Source organism: Elusimicrobiota bacterium (assembly GCA_016722575.1).
Lineage (GTDB): Bacteria > Elusimicrobiota > Elusimicrobia > FEN-1173 > FEN-1173 > JADKIY01.
The window spans coordinates 859,943-874,604 of sequence record JADKIY010000002.1; the positions used below are offsets into that span (position 1 = coordinate 859,943).

The 14,662-nt window shown below is 60.5% G+C and carries 23 protein-coding genes; 20 read left to right on the plus strand and 3 right to left on the minus strand.

Annotation, left to right across the window (positions count from 1 at the left end):
• Window positions 1-128 precede the first annotated feature (128 nt).
• A complete protein-coding gene (locus IPP68_07595; GenBank protein ID MBL0350221.1) occupies window positions 129-551 on the minus strand; it encodes a hypothetical protein in 423 nt (140 codons plus the stop codon).
• A 153-nt stretch (window positions 552-704) separates the two neighbouring features.
• Between IPP68_07595 and IPP68_07600 the strand changes: the two genes are divergently transcribed.
• From IPP68_07600 to IPP68_07675, 16 genes are all read left to right on the plus strand, one after another.
• Window positions 705-1,169, plus strand: a complete 465-nt coding sequence (locus tag IPP68_07600) for a hypothetical protein (protein ID MBL0350222.1) — start codon at window positions 705-707, stop codon at window positions 1,167-1,169.
• A gap of 105 nt (window positions 1,170-1,274) precedes the next feature.
• Complete coding sequence (locus IPP68_07605; GenBank protein ID MBL0350223.1) at window positions 1,275-1,637, plus strand: cyclic nucleotide-binding domain-containing protein; 363 nt, start codon at window positions 1,275-1,277, stop codon at window positions 1,635-1,637.
• Window positions 1,638-1,674: 37 nt separating this feature from the next.
• On the plus strand, window positions 1,675-2,184 hold the full coding sequence (locus tag IPP68_07610) for a hypothetical protein (protein ID MBL0350224.1): 510 nt from the start codon (window positions 1,675-1,677) through the stop codon (window positions 2,182-2,184).
• 18 nt (window positions 2,185-2,202) lie between these two features.
• Window positions 2,203-2,715, plus strand: a complete 513-nt coding sequence (locus IPP68_07615; GenBank protein MBL0350225.1) for a hypothetical protein — start codon at window positions 2,203-2,205, stop codon at window positions 2,713-2,715.
• A 27-nt stretch (window positions 2,716-2,742) separates the two neighbouring features.
• Window positions 2,743-3,600 carry a class I SAM-dependent methyltransferase gene (locus IPP68_07620; GenBank protein ID MBL0350226.1) on the plus strand — a complete coding sequence of 286 codons (858 nt, stop codon included), beginning with the start codon at window positions 2,743-2,745 and terminating at the stop codon, window positions 3,598-3,600.
• 111 nt (window positions 3,601-3,711) lie between these two features.
• Window positions 3,712-4,146 (plus strand): SRPBCC domain-containing protein, encoded by a 435-nt coding sequence (locus IPP68_07625; GenBank protein MBL0350227.1) that lies wholly within the window; start codon window positions 3,712-3,714, stop codon window positions 4,144-4,146.
• 113 nt (window positions 4,147-4,259) lie between these two features.
• On the plus strand, window positions 4,260-4,802 hold the full coding sequence (locus IPP68_07630; protein MBL0350228.1) for a hypothetical protein: 543 nt from the start codon (window positions 4,260-4,262) through the stop codon (window positions 4,800-4,802).
• Entirely contained in the window at window positions 4,799-5,629 is an 831-nt protein-coding gene (locus tag IPP68_07635) for a methyltransferase domain-containing protein (GenBank protein ID MBL0350229.1), read from the plus strand. The genes IPP68_07630 and IPP68_07635 overlap by 4 nt, the downstream gene beginning before the upstream one ends.
• A gap of 202 nt (window positions 5,630-5,831) precedes the next feature.
• Window positions 5,832-6,119 carry a hypothetical protein gene (locus IPP68_07640; GenBank protein ID MBL0350230.1) on the plus strand — a complete coding sequence of 96 codons (288 nt, stop codon included), beginning with the start codon at window positions 5,832-5,834 and terminating at the stop codon, window positions 6,117-6,119.
• Between the two features lie 27 nt (window positions 6,120-6,146).
• Window positions 6,147-6,617 carry a hypothetical protein gene (locus IPP68_07645; GenBank protein MBL0350231.1) on the plus strand — a complete coding sequence of 157 codons (471 nt, stop codon included), beginning with the start codon at window positions 6,147-6,149 and terminating at the stop codon, window positions 6,615-6,617.
• A 28-nt stretch (window positions 6,618-6,645) separates the two neighbouring features.
• The gene (locus IPP68_07650) at window positions 6,646-7,029 is read left to right on the plus strand and encodes a hypothetical protein (protein ID MBL0350232.1); all 384 of its coding nucleotides are present in this window, start codon (window positions 6,646-6,648) and stop codon (window positions 7,027-7,029) included.
• A gap of 39 nt (window positions 7,030-7,068) precedes the next feature.
• The gene (locus tag IPP68_07655; GenBank protein MBL0350233.1) at window positions 7,069-7,551 is read left to right on the plus strand and encodes a DUF4188 domain-containing protein; all 483 of its coding nucleotides are present in this window, start codon (window positions 7,069-7,071) and stop codon (window positions 7,549-7,551) included.
• Between the two features lie 81 nt (window positions 7,552-7,632).
• The gene (locus tag IPP68_07660; GenBank protein MBL0350234.1) at window positions 7,633-8,067 is read left to right on the plus strand and encodes a hypothetical protein; all 435 of its coding nucleotides are present in this window, start codon (window positions 7,633-7,635) and stop codon (window positions 8,065-8,067) included.
• Between the two features lie 418 nt (window positions 8,068-8,485).
• The gene (locus IPP68_07665; protein ID MBL0350235.1) at window positions 8,486-8,857 is read left to right on the plus strand and encodes a cupin domain-containing protein; all 372 of its coding nucleotides are present in this window, start codon (window positions 8,486-8,488) and stop codon (window positions 8,855-8,857) included.
• 53 nt (window positions 8,858-8,910) lie between these two features.
• Complete coding sequence (locus IPP68_07670) at window positions 8,911-9,492, plus strand: dual specificity protein phosphatase family protein (protein MBL0350236.1); 582 nt, start codon at window positions 8,911-8,913, stop codon at window positions 9,490-9,492.
• Between the two features lie 76 nt (window positions 9,493-9,568).
• On the plus strand, window positions 9,569-9,955 hold the full coding sequence (locus IPP68_07675) for a DoxX family protein (GenBank protein MBL0350237.1): 387 nt from the start codon (window positions 9,569-9,571) through the stop codon (window positions 9,953-9,955).
• A gap of 72 nt (window positions 9,956-10,027) precedes the next feature.
• Here the strand turns inward: IPP68_07675 and IPP68_07680 are convergent, their stop codons facing one another.
• Window positions 10,028-11,041, minus strand: coding sequence for a fatty acid desaturase (locus IPP68_07680; protein MBL0350238.1), 1,014 nt, complete (start codon window positions 11,039-11,041; stop codon window positions 10,028-10,030).
• Between the two features lie 153 nt (window positions 11,042-11,194).
• Here IPP68_07680 and IPP68_07685 point away from each other — a divergent pair, with 153 nt between their 5' ends.
• From IPP68_07685 to IPP68_07700, 4 genes are all read left to right on the plus strand, one after another.
• Window positions 11,195-11,461 carry a 50S ribosomal protein L7/L12 gene (locus IPP68_07685; GenBank protein ID MBL0350239.1) on the plus strand — a complete coding sequence of 89 codons (267 nt, stop codon included), beginning with the start codon at window positions 11,195-11,197 and terminating at the stop codon, window positions 11,459-11,461.
• A 145-nt stretch (window positions 11,462-11,606) separates the two neighbouring features.
• Window positions 11,607-12,485: a hypothetical protein gene (locus IPP68_07690; protein ID MBL0350240.1), complete on the plus strand. Its 879-nt coding sequence runs from the start codon at window positions 11,607-11,609 to the stop codon at window positions 12,483-12,485.
• A gap of 12 nt (window positions 12,486-12,497) precedes the next feature.
• The gene (locus IPP68_07695; GenBank protein MBL0350241.1) at window positions 12,498-12,836 is read left to right on the plus strand and encodes a hypothetical protein; all 339 of its coding nucleotides are present in this window, start codon (window positions 12,498-12,500) and stop codon (window positions 12,834-12,836) included.
• A gap of 37 nt (window positions 12,837-12,873) precedes the next feature.
• Window positions 12,874-13,389, plus strand: coding sequence for a hypothetical protein (locus IPP68_07700; GenBank protein ID MBL0350242.1), 516 nt, complete (start codon window positions 12,874-12,876; stop codon window positions 13,387-13,389).
• Window positions 13,390-13,431: 42 nt separating this feature from the next.
• Here IPP68_07700 and IPP68_07705 read toward each other — a convergent pair whose 3' ends face one another.
• Window positions 13,432-14,658, minus strand: a complete 1,227-nt coding sequence (locus IPP68_07705; protein MBL0350243.1) for a M48 family metallopeptidase — start codon at window positions 14,656-14,658, stop codon at window positions 13,432-13,434.
• Between the last annotated feature and the right edge of the window lie 4 nt (window positions 14,659-14,662).

Sequence of the window (14,662 nt, forward strand, 5' to 3'; positions counted from 1 at the left end):
TTCACCTTGAGTTTCCTCCTGCCGGGGGCCGGACTGGCTTACCTCGGCCAATGGAAGTGGGCGGCGGTCAATTTGGGCTTCGTTCTCTCCATCGGCGTTTTGGCGGAATGTTTTTATCCGAAGACTTATCAAATCACTACGCCCGATTCATCGCCATTGGATTGGGGGCCGGCTCCGCCGGTTGGGCTCAATCCCTGGCCGATCAAATGAACAAAAAAATCAGAACCACCCAACAAAAACCCGCCGAACCACAACCCTGAATCCCCATCCAAAATCGCCGGAAAATGAAACTCTTTCTTAACCTCCATCATTCCCTGAAGGAAGTTGCTTCGATGGTCGGCAAAATCGCCCTGCCGGATTACCAACTTCAACAGCGGGAGGGCCTGAATTTGGGAGGCGGCGATTATTTTACTTTCACCAAGGAGGGCTCGACGGTCCTTCTTGTTTGCAACGACGACCGGCACGCTGAAGTTTATATCGAGTCCCAAAAGGCTTTTCCTTATTACCTTTACGTTTATAAGGGCGCGAACAACGTTCTTGAAAAAGCCCATGCGGCCCTTTCAATGAGTCGGGTTGAAGGTCGCCTTGAAAAAGAAGCGTTTTAGAGCCTTGGGCCCAACGGCGGCCGCGGCGAAAGGGCCCGGACGCGGGCCTTCGTTTTCAGCTATTCTTAATAAGCGGGAATCAAAGGGGGAGGGCCTGACGTGGATCTCGTCAGAAACTTAACGGCGGACAATAAAAAAAGACTCGAAGGCGACGTTTTCTTCCCTTTGTTCAACGGCTATATCCGATTGAGGGCCGAAGCCGCCGCGCCCCTGGATTACATCCATCGATGCGCGGAATATTTGAATTCCCTGAACCCGACCCTTATTGAGGAACTCTGTCGATCGTCCATCCGGTATTGCCACACCTTCCGAAACGCGGTGGGGGAACCGAAATGGGCTTTCCAACAACCGCGGGAGGTTCTCAAGCTCATCACGCCCCGACGCTTGCTTGTTCCATTGCCCATGAACGGACCCCAACCGGTCCTTCATATGGAACTGGACTGCGCCTGGGAAGAGGAGCACGGCCTGGAATGGATCGTCCGGGACGATCGGGTGATTTACACCGGAGGGTTCGGAAGCCACAATCCATGGCGGGACCACAAGGAATCCTGGAATTACGCTTAGACCCAGGGGGTTCGATCTCCACAACGCCGCTCCCCGTATTAAATGATCTGGAAAGATTTCGAGAACCGGATAAGCTTAAGGACAAAAACAACCCCGGAGGATCCCATGGACGTAAAAAGTCTTTTTGAAAACGACGACACCGTTGTGCCTTTTCGGGCCGGTTCCTCCATTTTCGAGGAAGGCAAAACCGGGACGGTGATGTACGTCGTCCTGGATGGCCAGGTGGAGATCCGAAAAGGGGCCAGGGTCATCGAGACGCTGGGCCCCGGGTCCATTTTGGGCGAGATGTCCCTGATCGCCGGGCCCAAACGAAGCGCCTCCGCCGTGGCCGCCTCCGACTGTCGGCTGGCTTCCGTGGACGAGCGGCGGTTTCTCGCCCTGGTTCGCGAATACCCCTTCTTCGCCCTGCACATCATGCGCGCCCTGGCCGAACGCTTGCGCCGGATGAACGACCTATTGACGTCGTAATCCCCGGGCGGAAGAAAAATCCGAATCTGAAGAAACCGTGAACTTTTCCCTGTCCATCAACGATTTCACGTTACGGGAAAAGAAGGTCGAGGTCCTCAAGTCCTGGGTGGATCCCGATTTTCTCCGTGAGCAAATGGCGGCGGGCAACGTCCGTCCCCCCAGAAAAGAATCCATCGTTCGACGAAGAATCGCCGCCTGGGTCTTTCACGGCCACTCCGTGGAGGTGTCCTTCGATCCGGAATCCAACGATGAAACCGACGCCCTCGAACGTATCAACGTCTTCTTAAACAGCCTGGAATCCGGCATCGGGGGGTTAAAGGGGGCTATCGCGGATCGGCTCCTCGACGCCCACAACACCGAATGGGCGGAGGGCCGACAGCGGTTGACCCGCGAGGAATTCCTGGGGACCTTGGGCCCATTGAAAAACATCGAATATTCAAAATCCCGCACCACGCTCCATTGGGACGACAACGGCCTGTTTGATGGGCACGCCATCGAAGTTCGGATGAAAAACGACAAGGTCAACGAAGTCTTGTTGTGCGGCTAAATGAGCCCGAGACATCCCATGAAACGTTTTCTGGCCCTGGGCCTTTTGTGTCTGCCCGCCACCGCCTTCGCGGAGATAACCCGTTACGTCCTGAGCGACGACGGGACCGGCTTGCGATACGAAACGTCCGACGGCAGGACCGTCTCCGTGGAGCCCCTGGTCGATCAAGTCGGTTTTACCCAGGCCCGGTTGTCCACGGATCGAAAACGCCTGGGGTGGGTGGCGCTGTTTCCGAATTGCTGTACCTCGTACCCCGCGCCTCTTAAACTTGTTATTACGTCCGAAAACGGTTCGATTGTTTCCTTTTCCGGATCCCAAGCCATTTTCAAATGGTGTTTTGCCAAAGGCTCAAAAGCGGTTGTTTATCGGCAAGAAGCCCTGCACGGCCCGGCGTTCGCCACCTACACCCTCGGTCGGCTGAAGGATGGAAAAATTCAGAAAACGTTCTTCAAGTCCCCGATGGAACCTTCGGACACCGCCCCCGCCGCGCCCCCGCCCCCGTGGACGGCTTGCGCTTCCGACCAACCCTGATTTTGAGACCCCGAAAGCGAGAAATCCATGAGTGAAAAAACGCCCCCAACGCCCGACAACACCGCCGTGCGGGTCGCCCTGTGGCGGGCGCTCCACGTGGAAGCCGATCCGCCCCCCCACGTGCTGGAGGACGTCGTGGGACTGCAATTGGCGGCCCCGCGCGCCGATTGGCGCAGCCGCCCGGACATGAGCCCCTTCACCCGCCCCTTCCGGGCTTCCATCCTGGCTCGCGCCCGATTTGTGGAGGACCTCGTGGCGGACCAAGCGGCCCGGGGCGTTGGGCAGTACGTCATTTTAGGCGCGGGGCTCGACACCTTCGCCCAACGTCGGAAGGATTTGGTTTCCGGTTTGACCGTCTTTGAGATCGATCGCCCGGGACCGCAAGCGTGGAAGCGACAGCGACTGAACGACTTGGGCTTCGGGGTTCCCCCCTTTCTGCGGCTGGTGCCGGTCGATTTCGAGGCCGGCGAATCCTGGGAGGAGAAGCTGGCGGCCGCGGGGTTTGATTCCCGGCGACCCGCCGTCCTGGCGTCCACCGGGGTGAGCATGTATCTCACCCGGGAGGCAAACCAAGCCACCCTGCGGCGGATCGCCGGCTTCGCCCCGGGATCCACTCTGGTCCTGTCTTTCATGCTCCCCATCGAAATGGCGGACCCCGAACTGCGCCCCGGGATGGAACGGGCGGCCGCGGGGGCCCGGGCCAACGGCACCCCCTTCCTGAGCTTTTTCACCCCACCGGACCTCTTGGCGCTGGCCCGCGACGCGGGTTTTAAAGAAGTCCGCCACGTTTCGGCCGCCGCCCTGGCCGAACAATATTTCAACGGTCGAACCGACGGTCTTCGCCCCCCGAACAACGCCGAAGAACTGCTGGTCGCGACGACCTGATTCGGCCCCCGCCCGCCAAAAGATTTGGCGGGCTTTCCCCCGGGGGGATGATAAAATGGGAAAACCGCCCAAAAGCAGCCGGCCGGCTGGATTTTAAGGAGCATCAATTCCATGGCTTTCCAGAATTCACGCAAAATCGCCGCTTCGCCCGAAAAAATCTTTGCCGCCTTCGCGGACGGCGCGCGCCTGGCCCGATGGTGGGGACCGGCCGGATTCACCAACACTTTCACGACCTTTGAATTCAAACCCGGCGGGAAGTGGTCCTTCACGATGCACGGGCCCGACGGAAAGAATTACCCCAATGAAATGGTCGTGACGATCATCGAGCGGCCCCGGAAAATCGTCCTCCATCACGTCTGCGCCCCGCTGTTTCTCCTGACGACGAGCCTGGAACCCACCGACGACGGGGGAACCATGGTGCACTGGAACCAGGAATTCGAAGACCCGGAATTCGGGCGCCGCATGGCGCACATTTTAGTCCCGGCCAATGAGCAAAACCTGGACCGGTTGGCGGCGGAAGTCATGGGCCCCCGTGGCGGTCGCTAACCCTCCCCGCCTTGCCGCCCCCGGTCAGGCGGTCCAACCCGAGGCGGCGCCTTGGCGGACCTGGGCGCTCGGCTTTTCCCCCCGTAAACCCGAAAGGCGCATTTGGTAAAACCATGGAAAAAATTGTTTTTGTGAAAACCCCCGCGGGCCCCCGGCCCCTCGTCGAATTCATCGCCACCCAGCCGCCCTGGGTTCGAAAACCCCTGGAGGCCGCGGCGCGGGAACTGGCCGCCACCCATCAAATCCAAAGCGTCCGCGCCCACGAGCACAAAAACGGCGAGTGGTCCGTCTGGTTGGAGGACGCCAAGGCCGACCGTCACAATTTTGTTCTTTATTTGAGCCCCTTGGCGCTCAAAAGTCCTCCCGAGCCCGTTTCCTCCGCCGGGAAAACTCCGCGGTTGGGCGTCTATCGGGAATACGGCCACGCCCAGGGGAGCGGCGTGGAATTCGTGGAGGCGGGCGACTTTATACGCGGCCAATTCACCGGCGACGTCCAGCGACGGCTGTTGGCCGCCCTCCAACGGGCCCGGGAAAAGCTCCCCGCTTTTGATGGATCCATTGAATGGACCCGAACCGGGGTCGTCCTCCGGGCGGTTAACGACAACCAGCAGGCCCGGGCCTTCGACGCCGAATTGCGCTTGGAATGGGAACAATGACGCCGACCGACGCCATCCGTTTTGAAGACGGAGCGGCCTACGAACGCTACATGGGAAAATGGAGCCAATCGGTGGCCGAACTCTTTCTCGACTGGCTGTCCCCGCCCCCGGCTTGGCATTGGCTGGACGTGGGTTGCGGCAATGGCGCCTTTACCGAAATCGTGAGGGAACGGTGCGCCCCGGCGACGCTGCACGGGATCGACCCCTCCGAAGCCCAGCTGGCCTTCGCCCGGACGCGGCCCGTGTCCCGTTTCGCCCAATTTACCGCCGGCGACGCCATGGCCCTTCCTTTCCCGAACGATCGCTTCGACGCGGCGGTGATGCCCTTGGTGATCTCTTTTCTCCCGAGGCCGGCCGCGGGGGTCGCTGAAATGGCCCGGGTGGTTCGCCCGGGGGGTCTGGTGGCGGCCTATATATGGGACATGGCGGGCGGCGGGTTCCCGTACGATTTGCTTCACAACGAGTTGCGGGCCCTGGGGGTGGCCGTTCCCGCGCCGCCCAGCCCCGACGCCGCGCGACGGAACGCCCTGGGCGCCTTATGGACGGAGGCGGGCCTCGCGGGCGTTGAAACCCGGGAGATCGAGGTCCAACGGACCTTCGACCATTTTGAAGATTATTGGAAAACGATTTTCGGGGCGCCCAGCGTGGGCTCGACACTTTCGGGGATGGGGGCCGAGGAACTCGCCCGGCTTAAAGGGCGTTTGCGAGAGAAACGGCCGGCCCGCCACGACGGTCGTTTGATTTTTAATGCCAAGGCCAACGCGGTTCGGGGGTACGTGCTCGGGGGATCGCCCTCCCGAGCGACCGGCGGGCCGTCCGTCGACTGAATTCCCCCCTTTCCAAAGTTGGTAACATTTTTTATCGGGCCGCCTCCCTTCGACAACAAAGGGGGCGGACGACGGCGGGGCAGGGGAAAACAAGACGGAGCGCGTTTTGAAAAATTTCCCGGCGTCCCTTCCGGAGCAAAGCGGACGAAGGGCGCCCGCGGCTATTTTTTAAAAATCCGCAATTCTGAGGTCTAAAACGGCGATGATGAAACGGGAGGTTCGGATCGTTCTTTCCACCGGTTGGATCGTCCCCCTCTTCCTGGGGGTTCAGGCGGTATTTTCTTTTCTTCGGAACGACGTGCTTCCGCGATTGTTCGGCCAAACGCCCCTCAACAGTTTCCTCGACCTCCCCTTCTCAAAACGCCGGGGGACCATCGGTTTTGACTGGTTGTTCCTGGTGGTCGTTTTTTGGGCCATGGCCTTGACCCGCCGCAACGGTCCGACGAGCGCGCGCCCCGTCGCTTCCGACACGGGCCAACGGCGGGCCTAAACCTTCCCCGTGCGAGAATCACCGACCATGAAGTTTTCCTGGAAAGCCCTGATCACGGCCCCTTTGCCCGTTCCTTTCCTCTGCGCGGCCTGGTTCGCGGCGTCCTCCCCGGGCCGAAACCCGCTCTTTTCTTTCCTGTTTTTCTTCGCTCTCGGGTGTGTTTTGAGTTACGCCGGGACTCTGGGTCTTTTTTTGCCGGTCCTTTTTTGGGCCTCCCGGCGAAACCGTCCCCTGACCGCCCGACGGACAGGCCTTCTGGGCGCGGCCTTGGGCGGCGTTGCGTGGCTCTGCGTCCTTTGGCCCTCCCATCGCTCCAGCGGAGCGAACTCCGGACCCCCCACGGAGCCTTTTTGGCGCTACGTCGGGCGGGAGGCCCTTGGTTTCGGCCCGTGGCTGTTCATCGCGGCCGGGACCACCACGGCGCTCTTGTATTGGATATTGGCCACCCGGGGTCCCCGGAGAACAACGGACAATTTGCTGAATCGCCCAGGAGATTGATATGAATCTTTCAATCCGGAAAACGCTGATCGCCGGGCTAAACGTTCTGTGGGCCTTTTCCCTTTTGGCCGCCCCGCAAAAATGTCCCTCGACCATCGAGGTGGAACAAAAGGTCCGGAAGGCACCCCCCGGGTGGACCGTCTCGCGAAACGCGGCGCCGGCCCGATTGACCCGGGTCGCCCTCTATGACGGGCCCCCCCGGGAAAAAGCCTCCCTCAAACCCGACAACGGCGACGCCGAGGAGGCGCCCACTTGGACCCTTTCGCCGGACAATCCTCGGGGGTATTGGCTGGTCTGTTACTACGACGACACGACGGTGGCCTTGTCCAAGCGCCTGCCGGCCGGGATTTCAAGTTGCCGGGGAATTCTGGATGCCTATTCCGCGATCGTGGACGTCGATTGCCGGCCTTAGGCCGAACCGATTGAAAACCGGGCCCCGGAGGATTTGCCCATGATCCCCAAAACCCGCCTCACCGCCACGATGGAGGGCGATTTCGTGGTTTTTCTCATCGGCATGCGGATCAACAAGCCGTGGTTGGTCCACCGATGGCTGTCGGTCGTTTTCGCCATGGGACGAATGCTTAAGGAATTAAAGTCCAAACCCGAACTGGGTTTTTTGCACACCGAATTCTGGTTCGGCCGGACGATCCTTTTAGTCCAATACTGGCGTTCCATGGATCATCTGATGAATTACGCCAAGGCCAAAGACGCCGAACACCTCCCCGCCTGGCGCCGATTCAACGAAGCGATCGGAACCGACGGTTCGGTGGGGCTGTGGCACGAAAGTTACCGGGTGTCCCCCGGTCAATACGAAAACGTCTACGTCAACATGCCCGCTTTCGGTTTGGGTCGCGCCGGCGTTCTGCGGGAAGCCGTGGACGGCCGGGCGTCGGCCGCGGGGCGGCTTCGGGCCAACGCCGGGAGCGAGCGGTAAAGCCCTCCGTTTTAACGGAAAGGAGACCCCCTGGAACCTTGGATTTCGGAAGGCAACGCCGGTAAGCAAACGCTGTTGGCCGTGGGTTGCGCCGCGGTCGGCCTTTACATGGCCCACGGTTTCCGCCACGGATTGTCGACGGGCGGAAACGCCCGGGCGGGATTTTTTTTGGGGATCCTCCTTTTGATCGTCGGCGCTTTCGCTTTTTTGGCGGGGGGCAAACAAACCATCACCGTGGACGGCGCCGCACGACGGATCGTCGTTGAAGACGAAACCCGGTGGGGCAAAAAAGCCCGGATCATCCCCTTCGGGGACGTGCTTCAAGTGAGCCTCGGCTACCTGGGGAAAAAATCAAATTACGTGGAATGGCATTACCTGGTGTTGCACCTCCGCGACGGCAAAGAATACCCCTTGTTCGCCCCGGGACGGTTTTTCGATGGTTCTTCCGATCGCAACACGGTGGAGGGCTGGCAGCGGCGCCTTCGGGAATACCTCGCCCACCGACCCACGATCTGATCGGCGCCGAGCGCCCCGGTGCCGAAAGGAAAAATGGGCTGTTTGAAAATCGCCTTCCCGACCCCACGAACCCTCGCGCGCGCTCTGGCCGTTGGCGCGGCGCATTTCATCGCCGGCGTGGGCGGTCTGTTGTGGAGCTTCACCGATTCCTCCCACGTTTTTGAGGGAGACCGGTTTCCTGGATTTCCCGTCGGTTCGCCACTCCCGTCCGAAGGGTCCCGGGGTTTCCCCTGGGCGCCCCGCGCCAAGGGGTGCCTGTAAAAGGAATCTGGGGGTATGGATGGACCGGCGCCAACAGCTTGCTTTGGGGATTCTTTTTGATTTATGGGCTTTCCAAAATCAGGAAAGCCGGCTCGAACCGCCTTCCGTACTCCGCGGACCGCGCGTTCAAAAGGTAAAATCCCGGTGGAGAATGCCCATGGCCAAATCGACCGCCCCCTATTGGAACCCGTTAAATCCCGTGAACAACGACCGTTGGACTCCCGTGAGGGGGATCGAATCGATGGCGGAGGAATTGACGCTCAGCGTCGACGATCAAACCCGGGAATACACCCGGCTGACCCGTTTTTTCCCCGGGGCCGACACCCGGCCCTTCGGCGGAAAAAGCCACCCGTACCCCGAAGAAGTTTTTATCGTGAGCGGACGCCTCTTCGACCACGCCTTCGGGCGCTGGCTGGAACCGGGCGACTACGCCAGCCGCCCGCCCGGCGAAGTCCACGGCCCTTTCACGACGGAGACGGGGTGCCTGGTGCTGGAGATTTCGTTTCCGTCCCGAATCCCCCCCGGGTGACCCTCGTGCGTTCCGGCCGCCGGACGTCGGCGTTATTTCACCGGCGACTCCTCCTGGGGGTCATTGTTCTCGCCGTGGGCGGGACGGCCGCCCAAGGCGGTCCCCGGCCCCGGAAGTGGGCCGTTCCCCTTCGGGCGCCGGGCTTTGAAAATCTTCACCGCGTTACCGGGGACCTTTATCGTTCGGCCCAGCCCTCCGCGGGCGGATTCGCGGCTCTCGCGGCCCAGCCCATTCTTCTTAAAGGCGATCGTCCCGTTAAAACCGTTCTGTCCCTTCGGGCGTTCAACGACGACGGGCCGTTGACCCCCGCCCACCCGCCCTTTCGGTTGGAACAAATTCGCTTCAAAACCTGGCACCCGGAAGACGAAGACGTGGTGAAATTCCTGCGAATCGCGACGTCGCCGGACCTCCGGCCCGTCCTGGTCCATTGCCAACACGGCTCGGACCGGACGGGCACCATGGTCGCGATCTACCGAATCGCCGTCCAGGGTTGGTCCAAGGATCAGGCTCTGGACGAGATGGTGAACGGCGGGTATGGTTTTCACCCGATGTGGGAAAATCTCCGGCGCTACATCCGGCGTTTGGACGTCGCCGCGGTCAAAGCCCAAGCCGCCCACGACGGGCCCTGGCGCTAGATCGTTTTTTCGGGAGGGGGCGGTCCTCGATGCCCACCGTGTGGAACCCGCTTTTTTTATTGGAGGAGGAACAAAAATGAAATTTCTTGGACGGTTTTCGGAACCGGCTTACGCTTTGCTTCGGGGGGCGACCGGGTTCCTGTTTTGTTTTCACGGCGCCCAAAAGATCCTGGGGGTTCTCTCCCATTTCCGCCCGGCGCCCTTCACCCAGCTATGGTACGGGGGTTTGATCGAATTGATCGGCGGACTTTTGGTCATGGCGGGGCTTCAAACCCGCGCCGCGGCGTTTCTTGGCAGCGGCACGATGGCGGTGGCTTATTTCCAATTCCATTGGAAAGGGCAGTGGGGGGCGCGGTTTTTCCCCGCCGTCAACGAAGGCGAGCTGGCGGCCCTTTATTGCGTCGTTCTATTCTTTATTGCGTGTCGGGGGGCGGGAAAATGGAGCTTGGGGAAGGGGGATTGACGTTTCAAACCGGCATTCCCCCGGAAGGCGCCCGGGCGGGTTGAATGGGATCGGATCGAAAGCGGGTGGGATTTAGGCGGCGGAGGCCAAATCGCGGAAACCGACGAGTTTTTTCCGGTCTTCGTCCCACAGGCTCAGGCGGATGCACTTGAGACTGCTCCACAGGGAGAGCCGCGTCACCTTCTGGAATTCCGGATTTTCGTCGTAGCACTTTTGCAAAAGATAGTTGGGAACGCGGCTGTTGTAATGGTGAATGTGGTGAAGGCCGATGCTTCCCGTGAACCACTGCAAGATTTTGGGCAGCACGTAGTAGGAGCTCCCCCGCACCGACGCGTCGAAATAATCCCAGGTGGCGTTCCGTTCCCAATAGGTGTTCTCGTATTGGTGCTGAATGTAAAAGAGCCAGGCGCCCAGGGAGCAGGCCAAATAGGAAACGGGGACCTGAACGAGAAGGAACGCCTTCAACCCGATGGTATTCGCCGCCAAAATCCCGATCGCCAGGAGGCCGAGGTTGTTGTACACCACGCTCCGCCATTCGACTTTCCAGGAAAAGGGAATGTTGTAGGGGAACCGGTGCTTGAAAACGAATTGAATAAAGGGCCCGACGATGAACATCGTGAGCGGGTGGCGATAGAGGCGGTAGCGCAGCTTTTCGAAGGAGGACAAGGTGCGGTATTCGGCCACGGTCAGGGTGTCGATGTCGCCAAACCCGCGCTTGTCCAGGTTTCCGGAGGTCGCGTGGTGGATGGCGTGGGTCCGTTGCCAGTAGCTGTAGGGGGTGAGCGTCAAGACGCCGATCAGGGAACCCACCCAATCGTTCGCTTTTTTGGAATTGAAAAAAGACCCGTGTCCGGCGTCGTGCTGAAAGATGAATAGCCGGACCAAAAACAACGCCGTGGGCACCGCCAACACCAAGGTCAGGACGTAGGAGACGGTCAGGCTTTTCAGCATGGCGTACCACATCAACCCGAAGGGAATCGCGGTGTTGACCAACTGAAAGAGGCTGGCCCCGACGGTGGGTTTCGCGTAGGAGGACAACTTGGAGACGCTCGGCGCGTTTTCTTTGCGAAACGCCTCGTTGTCCATGGTGGGGGTGAAGGAACGGGGAATGGCCATCGGCGGACCTCTTAATGTTTTAAAATTTTGGAATTGGTTTAATATTTTATCTTTAATTGGGCGAGGCCGCCAGTTTTTCTTGCGGTTGTCGTCGGACAAAATACCGAAGGACCGAGGAGACTTATGAATCCCCATGAAGGCTTGCCCCCCGAGGTTTTGGACGCCCTGAATCGCGGACAATTTGTGGAGGCCATAAAGCACTTGAGGTCGGCCCAGAATCTGGACTTGAAAGCCGCCAAAGATTCCCTGGACGCCTACGTCAAAAATCATCCCGAAATGATGGCCCGCCTCAAACTCCAGCAGGAAGAATGGATGGGCCAGGTCAAAAAGTGGCTGTGGATCGCGGGCGCGGTCGTCGCCGGGATCTGGCTGTGGCGGTTTTACCGCTAAAGCCCCGGTCAAAACGGAAGTCCGCCCGTTGACAGGGACGCCGTTCGGGATTATATAGTAGAGAGGCGTTTCCCGGAGCCGTTGTCCGGGGGAATTCAAACGGCGCGGGGCGCCGACAAAAAACGTACCGCCGCGAGGACCCAACGTGTCGATTTCCAATGCCGAATCCTCCGATCTTGAAGAATTGGTTCGATCCTCCCCCACGGTCGTGGTGGCCCGCCATCGCGGCGACATGGCCCAGGACATTCCCATCGAGAACGATTCCTCTTTTCCCCCCTTGAAAACTCTTTTGCGTCAATTCGATCGCGTCGAAGTTCTGCGGGACGAATCCGGAAGCGTCCCTCCGCGCTTCACCGTCGGCGACCCCAATTTGGGCACGCGCATGCGCCTTCAACAATTGGGCAAAGAGCACGCGCCGGGCCTTTTCCCTGTTTACGAGGGGACCCCGCCCCAGGACCCCGACGGGGTGATCCTGTTCCTGCGGCCCTCCCGGGAACACCCGGGGGCCAATTTTGTTTTGACCGTCGAAGGAGCCATTGAGCACCGCGCCCGCAAAACCGAAATCGAACACCTCCTCCAACAGTGCCCCTACAATCCGGAATCCGTTCCGCATTTCAAAAAGAAATCCGCCCCCGCGAAAGTCGCGGCGCCGACCCGCTACGTGGAGGAACCGCCGGTGACTTGCCACATTCAGGCGGAAGTCCGCTTCTTCGCCAAGGAGGCCACCGAATTGACGATTGACCTGGCCGTTTCCATGGACGGAAAGCCGCTTTTCCGCCGGGAAGTCCGGGCCGCCGGCGTGGACACCGCCGACCCCCGGTTCATGCCCTTTTCGTTCTCCCGGGGACGCCACCGCCTGTTGGTCCTTTCCCGGGAACGGAACCTCCGCTTTGAGAAAGAGATCAATCTCGCCAAATCCGCCTGGGTGGTCATCTCCTACAACCATTACGACAGCGACTCCACCCAGCGCTACAAAGAAGGCCTCTCCATCGAGGTTTACGATCACGAAGTTTTTCCGCGCTGAGCCCCTCTCGGCGTGAACGGACCAATTTCGAGGGGCCGTCAACGGGCCGGCGGGCTCGGCCTGCTGCTCCTGGGCTTGGCCGTGACCGGTTGGGAATGGAAAACGGCCCTGGGGGAAGGTTATTATTACCCCAAAGCCGCCGTGCTTTTCCCCGGCTTCGCCGTTCTGGGACTGGGACTTCTGCTTTTTCCGGGGTACCGGGAAGAACGATTGGCGCGGGGAGAAACACTGGAAGGCCTGGAGGGGGCCCGCCTTTTGACCGCGCGTTGGTGGGGCGTCCTCGGGGTCGCGCTCGCGGTCGGCTTTGCCCATGGGTGGCTCCTTTCCCGGGTTCCATTTAAGGCGCCCTGAATCCGGCGGCTCGTCAACGAAGGAAAGAGGAAATAAAATGGAAACGATGGAAATCGGAAAAACGACCTCCCGGCCCCGGCGACGACGGGCGTTCGGGGCTCTGGCCGGATTGGCCTTCGGAGTTCTCGCCGGATGCAACTACGATTTCCCTCTCACGGACCGCCCCACCGACCGCGTCCACAAGGAATTGCTGGGCGCCTGGACCGCCGAGGAGGGGAAGGAACACGTCGTGATCCGCGCTTTCGACGAAAAATCCTATTTGGTCGAGGACAACGGGCAATTTTACCGGATGATCCACACGGACCTCGGCGCCCTTCGGTTTCTGAGCATTCAGGAGCTCGAATCCGCCGAACGCCGGTACCTCTACGTGCGGTGGCGCCTCACGCCGGACGGGAAGGAACTTCACCTCAACGGGGTCAACAGCTCCGTGGTGCCCACGTCCCTTCCCTCGGCCCGGGCGGTGCGCCGCGTGATTGAGAAAAACAAATCCAACCCCGACCTCTTCACGGAGGAAGGCGTCTACACGCGGGAAGAAAGCCCCCCGGCCCGCTGATCGCCGGGCCCCGGGGACGGTTCGGCGTTTTGATTTGAAGGATTAGGACCGAAGGGCCCCCACCCGTTCCGTCAAGGGCGGGTGGGTGTAGTGCAGGAAGACGTAGAAGGGATGGGGCGTGAGATTGGACAGGCTGGAAGCCGAGAGTTTCTGGAGGCCGGTTTGTAAATCCACCCCGGAGCCCAGGTTCTCCTTGGCGTAGCGGTCGGCCTCGAACTCGTTCCGTCGGGAATAGGCCTTGAGGGGCAGCCCCAGGAGGAACGACGCCGGGGAAAACATAACCCCAAAAACCACCAACCCCGCGTGCACGCTCGGCGCGGACAACCCGAAGGCCTGAAACAAGGATCCCCACTCGAGGGCCAGGGACAACAAAAAGAACATTGCCCCCGTCTGGGCGACGCCCAGGCCGAACCCCTTCCACACGTGGCCTTTTTTGTAATGGCCGATTTCGTGGGCCAGGACGGCCACCAACTCCGGCACGGTGTTTTTTTCAACGAGGGTGTCGTACAAGGCGATGCGCTTGTTGCGGCCGAATCCGGTGAAAAACGCGTTCCCTTTGGCCGATCGCCGGGAACCGTCCATCACGAACACGTTGGTGAGCGGGAATTGAAGGCGGCGGGCCAAGGCGAAGATGGCTTCGCGCAACTCCCCGTCGGGCAAGGGCGTGAATTTGTTGAACAGGGGCAGAATCCAGGTGGGCGCGATAAACTGGACCAGAAGTGAAAATCCCGTCACGGCCGCCCAACCCCAGAGCCACGCGGCCCCCCCCAGCCGCCCGAAAAGCCAGAGCACCAGCGCCAGGATCGGCCCGCCCAGGACGACGGCCAATCCGTGGCCTTTCAGGCGGTCGGTTACGAAGGTTTTGAGGGTGGTTCGATTGAATCCGAATTTCTCTTCGATGACGAAGGACGAATAGAGGTCGAAGGGAATCGACAACACGTCCTTGGCCGCCGCCAGGCCCCCCACGTAAAGCAGACCCCGCGCCAATAGAGGCGTCACGGGCGACAACCAGCGGTCCAGAACCCCGAAACCGCCCAGAAACCAGAAGGCCGATAGCCCCGCCATTTCCAAGGACTGAACGACGAACCCGAATCGAATTCGGGCCCGGGTGTACTCCTGGCTCCGGGCGTAGCGGCCCGGGTCGTAGAGGTCCTTGAATATATCGGGAGGTCTCGGTGACAAGGCCCGCAGGTTTAAGGCGTCGCCGGTCCATTCCACGAATTGAACGAGGAGCAACGCCGCCAAAACGATGAGGCCCAGGGAAGTCACGGCT